Annotated in this window: 2 protein-coding genes; one reads left to right on the top strand and one right to left on the bottom strand. The window is 31.6% G+C overall.

Going from position 1 to position 1423, the window contains the following annotated elements:
• A partial coding sequence (locus F6K22_RS40815; RefSeq protein ID WP_293110867.1) for an ATP-binding cassette domain-containing protein occupies positions 1-267 on the bottom strand: 267 nt, incomplete at its 3' end.
• 656 nt (positions 268-923) lie between these two features.
• On the opposite strand from F6K22_RS40815, the gene F6K22_RS40810 reads away from it, so the two are divergent.
• Positions 924-1370, top strand: a complete 447-nt coding sequence (locus tag F6K22_RS40810; protein WP_293110865.1) for a hypothetical protein — start codon at positions 924-926, stop codon at positions 1368-1370.
• Positions 1371-1423 lie beyond the last annotated feature (53 nt).

Below are 1423 nucleotides of genomic sequence, written 5' to 3'. Positions count from 1 at the left end.
ACCACAAAAATGTCTTTCTGGAAATTGAAATACTAAACCACCCAGTTGTTGTAAATGTTCGGAAGTTAATTTTTGCTCTCGCCAGTATATTTCTCCTTTGGAGCATTGAGCTAGACCAGCTAATATTTCTAGTAATGTAGTTTTGCCCGAACCACTACGACCAATAATTAGACCCATTTGTTGAGGTGCTAGTTCCATATTAATATTGTTGAGGATAGGAGTGGTACTAGCTGCTGGATGATAATACAAGTTTTTGAGATATAGCATTTAGAACTTAAAAGTCAAAAGTCAAAAGTCAAAATTATAGATTGATAAGGCTTTGAGAATTTTGTAGCTAATATAGAATCAAGTTATATAGTATATGTTTATAATTCTATAATTACTTTAATATTCAATCTCCCCTACTGCCCTACTCCCAACTATATAATAAATATTCAACCGGATTTGATATGAGGGGTTATTTTAACCAGCCTACACTAAGTTTATTCAATATCTTTATTTGTTATTTACAATCAGTAATTATTCTGAGTTTGTGTTAAAATTTACTCTGGATTTAGTATTGCAGAAAAAATTATATAGCGATCGCTGAATCAGATGTGAGAATTGAGATGTTCCTTAAAAGTAGAGAATATAGTAGTTATCTGATGATAATAGATACATTTTTTTCTTCTTCTCTGTTCCCTGTTCCCCGTTAAGTGTTCCCTAAAAGTATCCAATATCTCACAACTTAAATTATATTGCTATAGTTATAGCCATTATCAAATTGGGGAGATACACAAGTTTTGGATTTGAGGAAAAAGGGTACAGAGAATAGGAAATAGAAAAAAATACTTAACCTTTGAAGAGAACCTCTATATAATCTAGCTAAAATAATAACACAGAATCTGAGAAATTGAAAATCATAGTTAGTCTGAAAATAACTTATGCTAAAAACCTTATTTAGTTGGTGTAAAAAATTTCCAGTATTGAAACAAATATCAGTTTTTTCTAGTGCTACTTTAGTCAGTTTAAACTTTTGGGTAACTCCAGCAATAGGAGACCCATTTCGTCAAAAAAATTCGATTGAAATAGGAGAAAAAACTGAAGCTGCTTTTCAAGCTATGTTTGCAGAAGGAAACTATAAACAAGCAAGAGATTATCTGAAAATAGCTGAGTCTGAAGAAATAGGTGAGCCTCTTGTTTATGCAATGATATCTTCCTTACATTACTTAGATGAAAATTGGGAATCACTAAAATTGTATGCTGAAAAAACTACGGAAGTAGCAGAAAATTTAATTGCAATTAATCCCGTCCGTGGTAATATTTACGTTGCAACGGGTTACTTTCTAGAAGGTGCTTATATTATATCTACTGAAGGTACGTTAAAATGAGCGCCGAAAGCTTTAGAAAAACTCAGAAAAGTTTTCAGTCATTTTGAGACAGA

Origin of the sequence: Okeania sp. SIO2F4, assembly GCF_010672385.1 — a bacterium.
Classification (GTDB): Bacteria; Cyanobacteriota; Cyanobacteriia; order Cyanobacteriales; family Microcoleaceae; genus Trichodesmium.
Note: the sequence above shows the minus strand (reverse complement) of the source record. Positions and strands in the feature narration are given on the sequence as shown.

Coding starts and splice junctions, on each gene's coding strand:
- F6K22_RS40810 (WP_293110865.1), top strand. CDS start 924: ATGCTAAAAACCTTATTTAGTTGGTGTAAAAAATTTCCAGTATTGAAA.